This window comes from Catellatospora coxensis (assembly GCF_016862635.1).
Classification (GTDB): domain Bacteria; phylum Actinomycetota; class Actinomycetes; order Mycobacteriales; family Micromonosporaceae; genus Catellatospora; species Catellatospora coxensis.
The window spans coordinates 20,642-36,512 of sequence record NZ_BONI01000041.1; the positions used below are offsets into that span (position 1 = coordinate 20,642).

The window sequence follows — 15,871 nt, forward strand, 5'->3', positions numbered from 1 at the left end:
TCGGGTATGACCTCCGCTGACGTCGACACCCCGCTGACCAAGCTGGTCGGGGAGAAGACCGCCAAGGCGCTGGCCGTGCACCTCGACCTGTACACCGCCGGTGACCTGCTCCACCACGTGCCCCGGCGCTACGACCAGCGCGGCGAGCACACCGACATGCGCACGCTGGAGATCGGCGAAGAGGTCACGGTCCTGGCCCAGGTGCTGCGCACCACGACCCGGCCGATGCGGCAGCGGCGCGGCAGCATGCTGGAGGTCGTCGTCGGCGACGGGGCGGGCGGGCAGCTCGTGCTGACGTACTTCCAGCAGGCCTGGCGCGAGCGCGACCTGCGCCCCGGGCGCTGGGGCCTGTTCGCGGGCAAGGTCAGCGACTTCCGCGGCCGCCGCCAGCTCAACAGCCCCGAGTACGTGCTGCTCGACCAGGGCGCCGCCGACGGCGAGGTGGCCGCCGAGGTGGAGGAGTTCGCCGGGGCGCTGATCCCGGTGTACCCGGCCGCCGCGGCCGTGCCGACCTGGGTGATCGCCCGCTGCGTGCGGGTCGTGCTGGACACGGTGACCATGCCGCCGGACGCGACGCCGTCCCGCATCCGCGCCGAGCGCAAGCTGATCGACCTGGCCACGGCGCTGCACGAGATCCACCGCCCGTCGTCCAAGGAGCTGCTGTACATCGCCAAGCGCCGGCTGGCCTGGGACGAGGCCTTCGCCGTGCAGCTCACGCTGGTCCGCCGCAAGCGCGACGCGGCCGCCTGGCCCGCCAAGCCCCGGCCGCGGCGCGACGGCGGCCTGCTCGCCGGGTTCGACGCCGCGCTGCCGTTCACGCTCACCGACGGGCAGCTCGCCGTCGGCGAGGAGATCGCCGCCGACCTGGCCGTCGCGCACCCCATGCACCGGCTGCTGCAGGGCGAGGTCGGCGCGGGCAAGACGCTGGTCGCGCTGCGGGCCATGCTGCAGGTGGTGGACGCGGGCGGGCAGGCCGCGCTGCTGGCCCCGACCGAGGTGCTGGCCACCCAGCACCACCGGGGCATCACCCGGATGCTCGGCCCCGCCGGGCGCGCCGACGAACTCGACGGCGACCCGAACGGCACCCAGGTCGCCCTGGTCACCGGTTCGCAGGGCGCGGCGGCGCGGCGCAAGGTGCTGGCGAAGCTCGCCGACGGCAGCGCCGGGCTGGTCATCGGCACCCACGCGCTGCTGTACGAGGGCGTCGACTTCGCCGACCTCGGCCTCGTGGTCGTCGACGAGCAGCACCGCTTCGGCGTGGAGCAGCGCGACGCGCTGCGGGCCAAGGCCGAGCAGCCGCCGCACGTCCTGGTCATGACCGCGACCCCGATCCCGCGCACCGTCGCCATGACGGTGTACGGCGACCTGGAGGTGTCGACGCTGTCGCAGCTGCCCGGCGGGCGCTCGCCGATCGCCTCGCACGTCGTCCCCGTCGCCGAGAAGCCCGCGTTCCTGGACCGGGCCTGGCGGCGCGTGGTCGAGGAGGTCCAGCAGGGCCACCAGGCGTACGTCGTGTGCCCGCGCATCGGCGACAGCGGCACCGACGACGACACCCCGCCGCCCGACGACGCCGTCGAGGACGAGCGCCGCCCGCCGGTCGCCGTGCTGGACGTCGCCCCGCTGCTGGCCGAGGGCCCGCTGCGCGGGCTGCGGATCGGGGTGCTGCACGGCAAGCTGCCCGCCGACGAGAAGGACGCGATCATGCGTACGTTCTCGGCCGGTCAGCTCGACGTGCTGGTCGCCACGACCGTGATCGAGGTCGGGGTGGACGTGCCCAACGCGACCGCGATGGTCATCCTCGACGCCGACCGGTTCGGCGTCTCGCAGCTGCACCAGCTGCGCGGCCGGGTCGGCCGGGGCAGCGCCGCGGGCCTGTGCCTGCTGGTCACCGAGGCCGTTGCGGGCACCCCAGCCCGCGAGCGGCTGGACGCGGTCGCCTCCACCCTGGACGGCTTCCGCCTGGCCGAACTGGACCTGGAACAGCGCCGCGAGGGCGACGTGCTGGGCGCCGCCCAGTCCGGCCGGCGCTCCCACCTGCGCCTGCTCTCCCTGCTGCGCGATCGCGACCTGATCGGCGAGGCCCGCGCCGAGGCCGAGTCCCTGCTCGCCGAGGACCCCGACCTCTCCGCCCACCCGCTCCTGGCCGCCCAGATCACCCGCCTCGTCGACGACGACCGCGCCGAATACCTCCAGAAGGGCTGACCGCCCGAGGTCCGGCCTTCGGCCCCGCCGCGCCCCGCCCCCCACTGCCGCAACTCTTAAAGAGTCGGGGCATTCGGGCGTCTTCCAGGCCACAAGTCTTTAAGAGTTGCGGCAGGGGGCCGGGGTGGGACGAAGAAGGGGCGGGTCCGAATCGGACCCGCCCCTTCTTTCAGGTGATCAGAGTGATCAGACCTCGGTCATGTTCAGCCGGCGGCGGCGCGCCAGCATGAAGACGGCGAAGCCGAGCGCGACCAGCAGCAGGCCGGACACCACGACGATGGTGACGTTCGCGCCGGTGCGGGGCAGCGTCGGCGGAGCCGAGGGGGAGGCCGACGGGGTGGGCGTCGGGCAGTCCTTGGCCTCGGCCTGGTACTCGTCGATCTTGACGCCGTTCTCGAAGACCTCGATCGCCTTCGCGGCGGCCTTCGGCACGGTCACCTTGACCGGGTCCTCACCGGGCTGGATGGTGATCTTCTCGGTGGTGAAGCCGCCCGCGCCCTTGACCTCGAACACGGCCGCCTTGGTGGCGTCCTTGGCGTTCATCAGGGTGACGGTGGCGACGCCGGTGCAGTCCGAGGCGAACACGGCCGAGGGCTTCGGCGCGTTCTTCACGCAGGTGCCCTCGAAGGCGACGACGCGCGACTGGGTGTCGGCGGAGCCGGTCCAGTTCAGGCGGATCTTCAGGCGCACCGCGGTGGCGTTGCCGGGCACCGACTGGGTGGCCTGGACCGTGCCGCCGCCCGGGATGCTGACGTCGCCGTGCAGGCCGACCACGCTGGCCAGGTCGGTCAGCGGCTCCCAGTTGTCGGCGCCGTGCTCGATCGCCGAGAACTTCGGGTCGTTCGGGTTGTCGGCCTTGTTGATGATCGTGACCTTGGCGGCGTCGGTGTAGTGCTTGTTGATCGCCGACCAGGAGACCTTCCAGTTGCCGGTCTCGGTGTCACAGGCGGCCTGACCGGTGAGGTCGGCCTTGTAGTTGCCGCACTCGGACTTGTCGAGCGCGATGTGGCCCGCGTTGGTCTGGGTGACGCCGTTGGACCACTTGCCGAAGATGGTCAGGTCGGCGGTGGCCGTGTCGAGGCTGGCGCGCTGCTCACCGACGATCTTGCCGAGCTTGCCGTTGGCCTTGCCCGGCAGGGTGGCGCCGTCGACGATGTTCGTGATCGCACTGTCGGGGGACGACTTGTCGTCCACGACGTCGATCACCGCGGTCAGCTTGGTGTCCCAGTTCTCGACCGTCCAAGTGATGATCCACTCGCTCGGCGTGCACTTCGCCTTGGCGGTGACGGTGGTGTGGTGCGCCTGAGCGGGGCTGGCCAGAACGGCGACGCCCGCGAGGCCGAGCAGCACACTGCCGGAGTATGCCGCGAGGCGGCGCAGGAAGGGGGTCTTCACACGTGCTCCAGTTCGGGGTGTGTGGGACGAGGGTGAAGCTGTGAAGCGACCGCCTGACCCTAGTGAAGCTCCTTCGGGGGCACTAAGTGCTCAGCGAGCAGTTAAAGGAACCGTTGCCGAATCGTTATCGCATTTGCGTGACGAGTTCGATCTCGGTGGCGCTGCGCGCATGAACAGGTGAACCAGCGTCACCGAGCAGACGACGACCGGGGGTCGGCGGCCATGCCGTAGCGTCGTGATCGTGACCAGGATTGTGGCCGGCCGGTACGGCGGGCGACGGCTCCATGCCCCGACCGGCCGCGACACCCGGCCCACCTCCGACCGCGTACGCGAGGCGCTGTTCTCGGCTCTGGAGGCCATGACGGACCTGTCCGGCGCGCGGGTGCTGGACCTGTTCGCGGGCTCCGGCGCGGTGGGCCTGGAGGCGCTGTCGCGCGGGGCGGCGCACGTGCTGCTGGTGGAGTCCGACGCGAAGGCCGTCCGGGTGATCCGGGAGAACATCGCCACGCTCGGCGCGGGAGCCGCGGCCCGGGTGGCGGCCGGCAAGGCGTCGACGGTGCTGGCCGGCGGGCCGGCCGACGGGGCCTACGACATCGTGTTCGCCGATCCGCCGTACGCGATGAGCGAGCCGGACGTCGCCGCGGTGCTGGCCGGGCTGGCCGGCCACGGCTGGCTCGCCGAGGACGCGGTGCTGGTCGTGGAGCGCTCCAGCCGCTCCCCGGAACCCGCCTGGGTGCAGGGTGTCACTGGGGAACGCAGCCGCCGTTACGGGGAGACCGCCCTTTGGTACGGTCGCGCCGTTGCGCAGAGTGGCGGAGCGGTCTTACCGGAAGGGTGAGCAGCTAGTGAGGCGTGCGGTCTGTCCCGGATCCTTCGATCCGGTCACCCGGGGACATCTGGACATCATCGATCGGTCGTCGCGCCTGTTCGACGAGGTGATCGTCGCGGTCCTGGTGAACCAGACGAAGCAGGGGCTGTTCTCCATCGAGGAGCGCATCGAGATCCTGCGCGAGGTCACCAAGAACCTGCCCAACGTGCGGATCGAGTCGTTCCGCGGGCTGCTGGTCGACTACTGCCGGGACAACGACGCCCAGGTCGTGGTCAAGGGCATCCGCGCGGTCAGCGACTTCGACTACGAGCTGCAGATGGCGCAGATGAACATCGGCCTGTCCGGGGTCGAGACCCTGTTCATGCCGACGAACCCGCTGTACTCGTTCGTGGCGTCCAGCCTCGTCAAGGAGATCGCCAAGTGGGGCGGCGAGGTCTCCTCCTTCGTTCCGGAGCTCGTGGAACGCCGTCTGCTGGAGAAGTACCGGGACGCCGGAACCGACTGAGCCGCAGGTCCGTCGCGGCGACGCGCCGCAGGGGTCCCCGGTCTGCCACACGGGTGGACGGGGGACGCATCATGGTGTGGACAACAACGCTGGACAAGGAGTGACCGTCGGTGGACCCACTCGACCGGATTGACGACATCATCGCGCTGGTGGAAGCCGCGCGATCGGTGCCGATGTCGCGTAACTGCATGGTCGACCGCGGTGAGCTGATCGGCGCGCTGGACCAGCTCCGGGCAGAGTTGCCCGGGGAGCTGCGGCGATCCGCCGCGCTGCTGGAGGAGCGGGACAAGATCCTCGACTCCGGGCGGCGCGAGGCGGACCGGATCATCCACGAGGGTGAGCAGGAACACGCCCGGCTCGTCTCGGTGAACGAGATCACTGTCTCCTCCGAGCACGAGGGCTCGCGCATCGTCGGCGAGGCCCGTGCCGAGGCGCAGCGCCTGCGCGAGGAGGTCGACGAGTACGTCGACACCGCGCTGGGCAACTTCGAGCAGTTCCTGACGCGTGCGCTGGCCTCCATCGAGCGCGGCCGGGACAAGATGCACGCGCTGCGGGAGATCGGCTCGTTCGTCCCGGGGGACGACGACCGCCCACTGCCGTTCTGAGTCATGCGGATCCCGCTGCCGAGTCATGCGGATCCCGCTACGCGGCCTTGATCGGTGTCATCCTGCGCTGCGCTCCGGATGACACCGAGCGGCCGCTGCGACGGGCTCCTGTGGCGCGTGACCGCGCGAACCGGTGGTGGCGGTTCGACGGGGGCCTGTCGCTTCAGGTAATCTTCTACGTCGGCCTGCGATGACGGCCTCCATCTACCTGCCCAGTGAAAGCTCATGTCTGCACACTCGACGAAGCACCTCGACCCGCGCGCTCCGCTCGTCCTCGACACTCGGGACCTGCCGCGAGGAGCGGGTTCGATGCGTGCCGTCCAACGGGTGGTGCCGGCTCCGGCCGAGCTGGGTCTTCAGCTGATCGGCGTGCCCGAGGGCGCGGACCTGACGCTGGATCTGCGGCTGGAGTCGGTGTCGGAGGGCGTGCTCGTCTCCGGGACGGTCTCCGGTGAGGTGACGGGCGAGTGCGCCCGCTGCCTCGCCGACATCGGCGAGTCGTTGACCGTGAACATCCAGGAGCTTTTCGCGTACGCGGACAGCGCCACGGACGAGACCACGGACGAGGACGAGGTGGGCCGGCTCCAGGACGACATGATCGACCTTGAGCCGACGCTGCGGGACGCGGTGGTGCTGGCGTTGCCGGTCAACCCGCTGTGCCGAGAGGACTGCCCAGGGCTGTGCTCCGAATGCGGAGCGCGCTGGGACGACCTGCCCGAGGATCACTCCCACGAGCAGATCGACCCGCGCTGGGCGAAGTTGGGCAAGCTGACCGGCTCTTCAGGGCCGGACGAGCCGGCCGAGCCGGCGCCCTAGATCGGTGATTCGCCCGCCGCGTTCGCCGCGGTGGGGGCCGAGACCCGGGTACGACGGCTGCGGCCGTACCGAGATAATGGTCGGCGACCAGCCGACTACTACTGAGGAGTAAGACAGTGGCAGTCCCGAAGCGCAAGATGTCGCGCAGCAACACCCGTCACCGCCGGGCGCAGTGGAAGGTGAGCGCGGTCGCGACCGTCGCCTGCCCGCAGTGCAAGTCGGCCAAGCTGCCGCACGCCGCGTGCAGCGTGTGCGGCACCTACAACGGCCGCCAGGTTCTCGAGGTCTGAGTCTCAGGCGATCCCGGTGCACCCGGGAAGCTGTGAAACGTCACGTCGCCGGCTGGTTCTCACCAGCCGGCGACGTCGCCGTACCTGTGCTGCCCCTCAGCCGCCGGGAGGGGAGTGACTGATGGCCTCGAAGCCGTCCCAGGATCCGCGTGCCGCCGAGCGGTCCGCGGAGGCCGCCGCGGCCGATCTCGCCGCGGCGTTCGGTGTGACGCTGGAGCCCGAGCTGCTGGAGCGGGCGCTGACCCACCGCTCGTACGCGTACGAGCACGGCGGGCTGCCCACCAACGAGCGCCTGGAGTTCCTCGGCGACGCCGTGCTGGGCGTCGTCATCACCGCCTCGCTCTACGAGGCGCATCCCGACCTGCCCGAAGGCCGCCTGGCGAAGCTGCGGGCCAGTGTGGTGAACTCGCGCGCCCTGGCCGGGGTGGCCCGCTCCCTCGGCGGCGGCGGCATCGGCCGGCACCTGCTGCTCGGCAAGGGCGAGGAGACCACCGGCGGGCGCGACAAGGAGTCGATCCTCGCCGACACGCTCGAGGCGCTGCTGGGCGCGATCTACCTCGAGCACGGCATGGAGAAGGCCGCCGAGGTGGTCCGCGCGCTGTTCGACCCGCTGATGGCGGAGTCCGCGCGCCGGGGCGCGTCGCTGGACTGGAAGACGAGCCTGCAGGAGCTGACCTCCGCGCACGGCTGGGGCGTGCCCGAGTACGCCATCGAGGAGCAGGGCCCCGACCACGCCAAGATGTTCACCGCCTGGGCGGTCGTCGGCGGCGAGCGCTTCGGCGGCGTCACCGGCCGCACCAAGAAGGACGCCGAGCAGCGTGCGGCGGAGGACGCCTGGAAGCTGCTGTCGCACCGGGCCGTGGACATCTCGCACCCCGAGGCCCGGGAGGCCTGAGGCCGCCACCGGCCCACGCCGCTGTGCCGGCCGCCCGTGGCGGGTGTCGGCGGGAACGTCGGTGGTGTTGTTCATGATGTGCGAGACGCCCGGGCCACGGCCCGGCCATCGGCGTCGTCACTGCTCCGCCGCCACGCGCGGCGGCCCGCGAGGGAGGCTGGAGTCATGCCCGAGTTGCCCGAGGTCGAGACGGTCCGCAGCGGGCTGGCCCGCTGGGTGGTCGGCCGCACCATCGCCACCGTGGAGGTCCGGCACCCGCGTGCCGTACGCCGCCACCCGGCCGGGGCGCAGGACTTCGCCGACGTGCTGGCCGGGCGGACGATCACCGAGGCCCGGCGCCGGGGCAAGTACCTGTGGCTGCCGCTGGACAGCGGGGACGCGGTCGTCGGCCACCTCGGCATGTCGGGCCAGCTGCTGGTGCAGCCCGCCACCGCGGCGGAGGAGAAGCACCTGCACATCCGGTTCGACTTCACCGACGACGGCCCGCAGCTGCGCTTCGTCGACCAGCGCACCTTCGGCGGGCTGGCGGTCTCGCCGGGCGGCGCGACCCTGCCGGCGGAGATCGCGCACATCGCGCTGGACCCGATGGACCCCGCGTTCGTCGAGGCGGACTTCGTGGCGGCGCTGCTGCGCAGGCGCACCGCGGTCAAACGGGCCCTGCTCGACCAGACGCTGATCTCCGGGGTCGGCAACATCTACGCCGACGAGGCGCTGTGGCGGGCGAAGCTGCACGGCGAGCGGCCCAGCGACGAGCTGACCAAGCCGGCCGCGTCGCGGCTGCTCGGGCACGTGCGCGACGTGCTCGGCGAGGCCATCGCGGTGGGCGGCACGACCTTCGACGCGCTGTACGTCAACGTCAACGGCGAGTCGGGCTACTTCGACCGCTCGCTCAACGCGTACGGGCGCGAGGGCGAGCCGTGCTCGCGGTGCGGGTCGCCGATCCGGCGCGAGCAGTTCATGAACCGCTCGTCGTTCTCCTGCCCGCGCTGCCAGCCCAGGCCGCGCACGGTGGGCCGGGCCTGACGGCCGCCCGGTCGGGCTGACGGTCAGCCCGGCGGGCGGTCGGGGGAGTCCGGGACGGTCAGGTCCGCGTCGGCGTGATCGGCGTCGAGCAGGCCGACCGGCAGCGACATCCGGTGCGCCTGCTGGACCAGCTCGTCGACGACGCTGGACGGCGCGCCCGCGAGCTGGTCCAGCACCGCGGCGTCGAAGCCCTTGTCGCGGCACAGCCGCAGCCGGTCGGTGAGGATGGGCGTGATCCGGGTGCGCAGCTCGCCCTCCGGGGCGTCCCAGCGCACCCGCCCGGCGTCGCTGGTCATCTCGGCGGGGAAGCGCGCCGCGTCGGGCCGGTCGCGCTCGACCTCGGCCAGCGGCAGGTAGCAGACCGCCCGGCGGCGGGCGTGGTGCAGGTCCTCGACCGTGGCCGCCGCGGTGGTGAACCCGTCCAGCACGAACACGTCGGCCACGGCGGCCTGCGGCGGCGCGGCCAGCGACCACTGCCAGCGCAGCCGATCGGGTACGGCGGCCGGCGGCGGGGCGTCGTACCAGTGCGTCGGCCGGGCCGGGGTGGCACAGGCGACGCAGCCCAGCACGACCACCGCGCTGACCGGCACGCGTACCCCCGCGATCCGCACGGCTACACCGGCACCGGCACGACCGCGGACGCCCCGTGGATGGACGCCTCGTGGGTGGCCAGGCCGAACCGTGCGCCGCGGCCGCGCATCAGCTCGTGGCAGGCCGCGATCTGGTCCAGCGGCACCGAGTGCACCAGGTGCGCGTCACCGGGCCGGACGCCCTCCTCGGTGCCGTGCCGGTAGCGGTCCCAGGGGCCCTCGAAGGTGCACAGCACCGCGCCCAGGCCCCGGTAGATGGAGTCGGTGGGGCGGCCCGGGTTCACCAGCAGCGTGTCGAAGCCGATCCGGCGGGCCGCGCGGACCGCGACGGCGACCGGGCCGATCGAGTACGGGCTGGTCGGGGCCTGGTCGAAGAAGACGCCCCGGACCGGGTAGCCGGCCCAGCGGCCGAGCTCGGCCCGCACCTGCTCGGCCGGGCGCGCGCCGAAGGCCAGGTCGACGTAGCCGAGCAGCCCGGCACCGGCGCGGACGAGCCGGGTGGTCGCCGCGGTCCAGGTCGGGTCGAGCCCGCTGCCGGGTCCGGCGTCGATGTTGAGCAGGACGGTCGCGCCGACGCCGGCGGCCTCGATCGTCGCCCACAGCTCCGGGTTCAGCTGGGGATGTGCGGGAAGTGGCAGCAGGGGGGTCACGCCCGTACAACGACCGATATCGCGGTGCCGCGACTGCCCGGAAGTGACTGTCGGCTAGCCGACTGGTCACGCCCGCCACTACTCGCGGCCGAACTCCTGCGTCCAGTACGCCCGGCGATCCTGGTAGGCCAGGCCCACGCCGGTCGCCCGCGCGTCGCAATTCAGGATGTTGTTGCGGTGCCCGGTGCTGGCCATCCACGCGTCCACGACGGCCTGGGCGGTCGAGTAGCCGTAGGCGATGTTCTCCCCGGCCGCGTGGCGGCGCGGGTAGCCGGCGTCCTCCAGCCGGTCGACGAAGCTGCTGCCGTTGCGGCCGGTGTGGCTGAAGTAGTCGTACCGGGCCATGTCGGTGCTGTGCCGGCGGGCCGCGTCGGCCATCTGCTGGTCGGTGTGCAGGCGGCCGCAGCCGGCCCGTTCGCGCTCCCGGTTGATCAGGCTGGCGACCAGCCCTTCCAGGGCGGTGATCCGGTCGCTTTCGGGACTGGTCCGCGGGGCGGGGGTGCCGCCGCGCGCGGCGGCGGGCCGGTTCGCGGTGGAGGCGCCCGGGGTGGCGGCGGACGGGGCGCGGGACGGGTACGACGACCCCTGCGGGGTGATCCGCGATGACGGAGTGTCACCGGAAAGGGAGGCCGCGGTGTCACCCGTACCGGTGACAGGCGCGGGGCCGGCCGCGGGCGATCCTCCGGTCGAGGTGGGTCCGCTCAGTGCCAGCACGCCGCCGACCAGGGCGGCGAGCAGTGCGCCCGAGCCGACCAGCGCGGGCAACCACCGCAGAGGCGCACGATGCCGGCCGGCGTAACGGCCACGAGGTGCCACCGTCTGACGCTAGCAAGCCGGGGCGGTTTGTCGCCTCTCGACACCTTCCGTGACGTGTGGCGCAGGGCAACTTGACGTTACGGGCGTATCGGCGGAGTATGGATACGTCGCCAGTCGCGCCCGACCGCGCTCGCCAGCCATATCCGGAGAAACATTCCGGATGGCACGGGCCGGGAGTCGCGAATAACTGGGCGCGCGTTTGGCCGGCGAACCGGCAGCGCTTCACAAGGAGACGATATGGCGAAGGCCCTCTATGGCCACGTCGCCGCTGCGCCAGATCGGCGTATGCTCGACGAGGTCACCCGGTTGCGTGCCACGGTGCGGGCACTGGAGTTCGAGGTAACCCGGTTGCGTGCGGAGAACGATCGGCTGGCGGCTGCTGCTGCCGAGGCTGACGACTTCTTCCGCATTGCCGAGCCGGCTCTGACCTGAACAAATCCCGCGTGAGCGGGACCGTGGCCGACCGCCGCTTCTGCCGGCGTCGCCACAGTGCACCAGTCCTTATGCGCGCCTCCACTCCTGTGGCGGCGCGCTTTTTCATGTGCCGGGCCGAACGGGCGGCGGCGGCGGTTTAACCGTCGGGCAGGGTTGGGCATACGACAGCGGCGGCAACGGCGGCGCGTCCGGTGGCCGATCTCCTGTTGGGTACCCTGCAGCTTTGACCAGATAGCATGTGCCACCCGCCGACCGGCGGGATCGCTGATGATCATTTTCGGAGCGCCGTGCACCTCAAGAGCCTGACGGTGAAGGGCTTCAAGTCCTTCGCCTCCGCGACCACGCTGCGGCTGGAGCCGGGCATCACCTGTGTGGTGGGCCCGAACGGCTCCGGCAAGTCCAACGTGGTGGACGCGATCTCCTGGGTGCTCGGCGAGCAGGGCGCCAAGGCGCTGCGCGGCGGCAAGATGGAAGACGTGATCTTCGCCGGCACGTCCGGCCGGCAGCCGCTGGGGCGCGCCGAGGTCACCCTCACCATCGACAACGCCGACGGCGCGCTGCCGATCGACTACACCGAGGTCTCGATCACCCGCCGGATGTTCCGCTCCGGCGAGAGCGAGTACGAGATCAACGGCGACGCCTGCCGCCTGATGGACATCCAGGAGCTGCTGTCGGACTCCGGCATCGGCCGGGAGATGCACGTCATCGTCGGCCAGGGCCGGCTCGACAGCGTGCTGCACGCCCGGCCCGAGGACCGCCGCTCGTTCATCGAGGAGGCCGCGGGCGTCCTCAAGCACCGCAAGCGCAAAGAGAAGGCGCTGCGCAAGCTCGACGCGATGCAGGCCAACCTGAACCGCGTCACCGACCTCACCGACGAGCTGCGCCGCCAGCTCAAGCCGCTGGGCCGGCAGGCCGAGGTGGCCCGCCGCGCCGCGACGATCCAGGCCGACCTGCGCGACGCCCGGCTGCGGCTGCTCGCCGACGACCTGTTCACGCTGCGCACGACCCTGGACAAGGAGGTCGCCGACGAGGCGGCCCTGCGCACCAGGCGGGAGCTGGTCGAGGAGGAGTACGAGCAGGTCCAGCAGCGGCTGTCGGTGCTGGAGGCGGCGCACGCCGCCGACGCGCCCGCGCTGACCCAGGCCCAGGACGTCTGGTACCAGCTGTCCGCGCTGCAGGAGCGCTTCCGCTCCACCGCCCAGCTGGCCGCCGAGCGCCACCGGCACCTGGCCGCGCCGACCGAGGAGGAGCGGTCCGGCCGCGACCCGGAGCGGCTGGAGGCCGAGGCCGAGGCGGTACGCGAGCAGGAGGAGGCGCTGCGCGAGGCGCTCACCGAGGACCAGGTGCGCCTGGCCGAGGCCGTCGAGCGCCGCCAGGAGCTGGAGCGCCAGCTCGCCGGCGCCGAACGCGCGCTGGTCGCCGCCGTGAAGGCGATCGCGGACCGTCGCGAGGGCATGGCGAAGCTGTCCGGCCAGGTCAACGCCGCGCGTACGCGGACCGCGACCGCGTCGGAGGAGATCGAGCGCCTGTCCACGGCGTACGGCGACGCCGCGATGCGGGCCGAGGCGGCACAGGAGCAGGTCGACGCCGTCGCCGAGCAGACCTCCGACGCCGACCGCGACAACGCCGACCTGGACACCGCGCACGCGCTCGCGGTCGCCGCGTACGAGGAGGCCAACGCGGCGGTCAAGCGCGCCTCCGACGCCGAGCGCGCCGCCGAGAAGGAGGCCACCGGCTGGAAGGCCCGCGAGGAGGCGCTCGCGCTCGGCCTCAACCGCAAGGACGGCGCGGGTGCGCTGCTGGCCCGCGGCGGTGAGGTGCCCGGCCTGCTGGGCAGCGTCGCGTCGCTGCTGGCCGTCGAGCCCGGCTGTGAGGCGGCGCTCGCCGCGGCGCTGGGCGCGCTGGCCGACGCGGTCGCGGTGTCCGGCGTCGACGAGGCGGCCGAGGCGATGCGGCTGCTCAAGATCCAGGATGCGGGCCGCGCCGCGCTGCTGATCGGCACGCCGACCCCGCAGTCGCGCCCCGACGTGGCGCTGCCGCCCGGCGCCCGCTGGGTGCTCGACGTGGTGCGCTGCGCCGACACCATCCGCCCCGCGATCACCAGCGCGCTGCGCGACGTCGTGCTGGTCGCCGACCTGCGGGCCGCGTCGGCGCTGGTCGCCGCGCACCCGTCGCTGCGCGCGGTGACCGCCGAGGGCGACCTGGTCGGCGCGTTCGCCGGGGCCGGCGGCTCGGCCAAGGCCCCCAGCTACATCGAGGTGCAGGCGGCCGTCGACGAGGCCCGCGCCAAGCGCGCCGCGGCCGAGGAGTCGATCGCCGTCCTGCGCGAGGAGATCGCCGAGGCCCGCGAGCTCGCCACCGAGCGCAAGCGCGACGTGGACGAGGCCGCCGCCGCCAAGCGCGCCGCCGAGGGCGAGCGCAACGCCGCCGCCCGCCGCCTGGCCGAGGTCAGCGCCGCCGCCCGCTCCGCGCAGGCCGAGGCGCAGCGCCTGGCCGCCTCCCGGGACAAGGCCGTCGCCGCCCGCGAGCAGGACCTGACGCACCTGGCCGAGCTGGAGGAGCGGCTGGCGGCCGCCGAGGCGGTGCCCGTCGACGAGGACCCGTCCACCGCCGAGCGCGACCAGCTCGCCGCGCTGGTGCCGCAGGCCCGGCAGAACGAGGTCGAGGTGCGCCTCGCGGTGCGTACCGCTGAGGAGCGGGTCTCGCAGATCGCCGGCCGGGCCGACTCGCTGCTGCGCCAGGCCGCCGCCGAGCGCGCCGCCCGGGAGCGGGCCGCCGCCCGCCGGGCCGCCCGCGAGCGCGGGGCCGCCGTGGCCAAGGCCGTCGAGTCCGGCACCCGTGAGGTGCTGACCAGGCTGAACGTGGCGCTGGAGGAGGCCGCCGAGCGGCGGGACACCATCGCCGCGGCGCGTACGGCCCGGGAGGCCGAGCTGGCGCAGGTGCGCAACGGCGCGAAGCGGCTCGGCGACGACCTGAACCGGCTCACCTCCGAGGTGCACCGCGACGAGGTGGCCCGCGCCGAGCAGCGCATGCGCATCGAGCAGCTGGAGACCCGCGCCGCCGAGGAGTTCTCGCTGGACGTGGAGACCCTGCTCGGCGAGTACGGCCCCCAGGTCCCGGTGCCGGTGATCATGCTCGGCTCCGCGGACCTCGCCGAGCCGGAGCCCTACGACCGGGCCATCCAGGAGAAGCGCGCCGCCAAGGCCGAGCGCGACCTGGGCCTGCTCGGCAAGGTCAACCCGCTGGCGCTGGAGGAGTTCGCGGCGCTGGAGGAGCGCTACAAGTTCCTCTCCGACCAGCTCGAAGACCTCAAGGCGACGCGCAAGGACCTGCTCACCGTGGTCAAGGACGTGGACGACCGCATCCTTGAGGTGTTCACCACCGCGTTCGAGGACACCGCGCGCGAGTTCCAGGTGGTCTTCCCGATCCTGTTCCCGGGCGGCGAGGGCCGGCTCGTGCTGACCGACCCGGACAACATGCTCACCACCGGCGTCGAGGTCGAGGCACGCCCGCCGGGCAAGAAGATCAAGCGGCTGTCGCTGCTGTCCGGTGGCGAGCGCTCGCTGACCGCGGTGGCGATGCTGTGCGCGATCTTCCGCGCCCGCCCCAGTCCCTTCTACATCATGGACGAGGTGGAGGCGGCGCTCGACGACGTCAACCTCGGCCGCCTGATCACCCTGTTCCAGGAGCTGCGCTCGCGCAGCCAGCTGATCATCATCACGCACCAGAAGCGCACCATGGAGGTCGCCGACGCCCTGTACGGCGTGACCATGCGCAACGGTGTGACCGAGGTGATCAGCCAGCGTCTGAAAGGCGAGTCCGAATGAGGCGCCGGCCGGCCGAGGCCCTGCTGATCGACTTCGACGGCGTGCTGCGGCACTTCGACCCGTCCGCGTACGGCGACTTCGAGGCCAGGCACGGCATCGCCCCGGCCCGCCTGCTGGAGTCCGGGCTGGAGTGGGCCCGCCAGCTGCCGGCGATCACCGGGCACTGGACCCGGCAGCAGTGGCTGGACGCGATCGCGGCGCACACCGGGGCGCCCGCCGCGGCGCTGACCGAATGGGACGCCTACCCCGGGTACGTCGACGCGACCGTGCTCGCGTTCGTCCGCGAGGTGCGCGCGGCCGGGCGCAAGGTCGGCCTGGCCACCAACGCCACCGACGACCTGCACGACGACCTGGCGGTGCTGGGCCTCAAGGACGACTTCGACGCGATCGTCTCCTCGGCGGAGCTGGGCGTGCACAAGCCGACGAAGGAGTTCTTCAGGGCCGCCTGCCTGGCTCTGGAGACGCCCGCCGACCGGTGCCTCTTCGTCGACGACACGGACCGCAACATCCGTGGCGCCCGCGTCGCGGGCCTGTCCGCCCTGCGCTGGGGCGGCCCGGCCGACCTGCGGTACGCCCGCGCCGCGCTCGGCCTCTGATCCCGCACTACTGCCCGCCCGTTCCCTGCGTGCGTCGGCTGCTCGCCGAGGCGAGGCGGGATCCGGGTCGGGCCGTGACGGTGGGTGACGTCAGACCAGTGGACCTCTCGTCGGCGGCTCACACCTTCGGAGATGTGCCCACATCAGAAACGATGTGGGCGCAGGCGAGAGCATCAACAACGCGAGCGCTACGGAGCGCTGATCCGATCAACACGCTGTGCGTGGATCGGGGCTCGGCGCGGACGGACCTCCTGAAACTTTCTCTCGAATCGTGGAACCGGTAAGGGGCGGTGACAACCGGATCTCCATGCTGCGCGTGACTACTACCGGACTCTTGACGATCTCCAGGGCCGCCTCTCGCTGAGAGAGCGATCTCCGGTGGCCGCGAGGGTGCGCA

At 72.5% G+C, this 15,871-nt stretch carries 14 protein-coding genes and 1 pseudogene; 11 read left to right on the forward strand and 4 right to left on the reverse strand.

Annotation, left to right across the window (positions count from 1 at the left end):
• Positions 1 to 6 precede the first annotated feature (6 nt).
• Positions 7 to 2,202: an ATP-dependent DNA helicase RecG gene (gene recG / locus Cco03nite_RS23285; RefSeq protein ID WP_203694310.1), complete on the forward strand. Its 2,196-nt coding sequence runs from the start codon at positions 7 to 9 to the stop codon at positions 2,200 to 2,202.
• Positions 2,203 to 2,388: 186 nt separating this feature from the next.
• Here the strand turns inward: recG and Cco03nite_RS23290 are convergent, their stop codons facing one another.
• Entirely contained in the window at positions 2,389 to 3,597 is a 1,209-nt protein-coding gene (locus Cco03nite_RS23290) for an LPXTG cell wall anchor domain-containing protein (RefSeq protein WP_203694311.1), read from the reverse strand.
• Positions 3,598 to 3,826: 229 nt separating this feature from the next.
• Between Cco03nite_RS23290 and rsmD the strand changes: the two are divergent.
• The 7 genes and pseudogenes from rsmD to mutM all read left to right on the forward strand — a co-directional run.
• Positions 3,827 to 4,435, forward strand: a pseudogene (rsmD, locus tag Cco03nite_RS23295) (16S rRNA (guanine(966)-N(2))-methyltransferase RsmD); the annotation flags it as partial.
• Between the two features lie 7 nt (positions 4,436 to 4,442).
• The gene (coaD, locus tag Cco03nite_RS23300) at positions 4,443 to 4,931 is read left to right on the forward strand and encodes a pantetheine-phosphate adenylyltransferase (RefSeq protein WP_203694313.1); all 489 of its coding nucleotides are present in this window, start codon (positions 4,443 to 4,445) and stop codon (positions 4,929 to 4,931) included.
• A gap of 110 nt (positions 4,932 to 5,041) precedes the next feature.
• Entirely contained in the window at positions 5,042 to 5,536 is a 495-nt protein-coding gene (locus tag Cco03nite_RS23305; RefSeq protein WP_203694314.1) for an ATP synthase subunit B family protein, read from the forward strand.
• A gap of 225 nt (positions 5,537 to 5,761) precedes the next feature.
• On the forward strand, positions 5,762 to 6,352 hold the full coding sequence (locus Cco03nite_RS23310; RefSeq protein WP_203694315.1) for a YceD family protein: 591 nt from the start codon (positions 5,762 to 5,764) through the stop codon (positions 6,350 to 6,352).
• 116 nt (positions 6,353 to 6,468) lie between these two features.
• Positions 6,469 to 6,642, forward strand: coding sequence for a 50S ribosomal protein L32 (gene rpmF / locus Cco03nite_RS23315; RefSeq protein ID WP_120318486.1), 174 nt, complete (start codon positions 6,469 to 6,471; stop codon positions 6,640 to 6,642).
• Positions 6,643 to 6,763: 121 nt separating this feature from the next.
• Positions 6,764 to 7,537: a ribonuclease III gene (gene rnc, locus Cco03nite_RS23320; RefSeq protein ID WP_203694316.1), complete on the forward strand. Its 774-nt coding sequence runs from the start codon at positions 6,764 to 6,766 to the stop codon at positions 7,535 to 7,537.
• Between the two features lie 165 nt (positions 7,538 to 7,702).
• Positions 7,703 to 8,560: a bifunctional DNA-formamidopyrimidine glycosylase/DNA-(apurinic or apyrimidinic site) lyase gene (mutM, locus tag Cco03nite_RS23325; RefSeq protein WP_203694317.1), complete on the forward strand. Its 858-nt coding sequence runs from the start codon at positions 7,703 to 7,705 to the stop codon at positions 8,558 to 8,560.
• 23 nt (positions 8,561 to 8,583) lie between these two features.
• Here the strand turns inward: mutM and Cco03nite_RS23330 are convergent, their stop codons facing one another.
• The 3 genes from Cco03nite_RS23330 to Cco03nite_RS42490 all read right to left on the reverse strand — a co-directional run bounded on the left by Cco03nite_RS23330 (position 8,584) and on the right by Cco03nite_RS42490 (position 10,616).
• A complete protein-coding gene (locus tag Cco03nite_RS23330) occupies positions 8,584 to 9,171 on the reverse strand; it encodes an endo alpha-1,4 polygalactosaminidase (protein ID WP_203694318.1) in 588 nt (195 codons plus the stop codon).
• A 2-nt stretch (positions 9,172 to 9,173) separates the two neighbouring features.
• Positions 9,174 to 9,800 (reverse strand): spherulation-specific family 4 protein, encoded by a 627-nt coding sequence (locus tag Cco03nite_RS23335; protein WP_203694319.1) that lies wholly within the window; start codon positions 9,798 to 9,800, stop codon positions 9,174 to 9,176.
• Between the two features lie 78 nt (positions 9,801 to 9,878).
• Positions 9,879 to 10,616 (reverse strand): CAP domain-containing protein, encoded by a 738-nt coding sequence (locus tag Cco03nite_RS42490; protein WP_239167596.1) that lies wholly within the window; start codon positions 10,614 to 10,616, stop codon positions 9,879 to 9,881.
• A 237-nt stretch (positions 10,617 to 10,853) separates the two neighbouring features.
• Here Cco03nite_RS42490 and Cco03nite_RS23345 point away from each other — a divergent pair, with 237 nt between their 5' ends.
• The 3 genes from Cco03nite_RS23345 to Cco03nite_RS23355 all read left to right on the forward strand — a co-directional run bounded on the left by Cco03nite_RS23345 (position 10,854) and on the right by Cco03nite_RS23355 (position 15,474).
• A complete protein-coding gene (locus Cco03nite_RS23345; protein ID WP_203694320.1) occupies positions 10,854 to 11,048 on the forward strand; it encodes a hypothetical protein in 195 nt (64 codons plus the stop codon).
• 290 nt (positions 11,049 to 11,338) lie between these two features.
• Positions 11,339 to 14,878, forward strand: a complete 3,540-nt coding sequence (gene smc / locus Cco03nite_RS23350) for a chromosome segregation protein SMC (protein WP_203694321.1) — start codon at positions 11,339 to 11,341, stop codon at positions 14,876 to 14,878.
• Complete coding sequence (locus Cco03nite_RS23355) at positions 14,875 to 15,474, forward strand: HAD-IA family hydrolase (protein WP_203694322.1); 600 nt, start codon at positions 14,875 to 14,877, stop codon at positions 15,472 to 15,474. Before smc ends, Cco03nite_RS23355 begins: the two co-directional genes overlap by 4 nt.
• Positions 15,475 to 15,871 lie beyond the last annotated feature (397 nt).